We start from the raw sequence: 204 nt of genomic DNA on the forward strand, positions 1-204 counted from the left end.
CAGCATTCTGAAACGCAACGGACGGGTCTATACCGTTGTCGTAGATAATGCCAAGTCCGATACGTTGATGCCTGTTATCAAACAGACAATCATGCCGGACAGCATTGTTTATACCGATAGTCTGAGCTGTAGAAAATAACCGCGTTGTTTACACCACAGGTTGAGAAAAGTAAGCCTGCAAAACCTCAAACGGCGTATCGCCGC

General features: G+C 46.6%; 1 pseudogene. It reads left to right on the forward strand.

Annotated elements, in window-relative coordinates:
• A pseudogene (locus tag ACTHSL_RS14445) lies at positions 1-127 on the forward strand (IS1595 family transposase); the annotation flags it as partial.
• Positions 128-204: the final 77 nt, after the last annotated feature.

This window comes from Neisseria sp. P0008.S010, from assembly GCF_051962715.1.
In the GTDB taxonomy this organism is placed as follows: domain Bacteria; phylum Pseudomonadota; class Gammaproteobacteria; order Burkholderiales; family Neisseriaceae; genus Neisseria; species Neisseria elongata.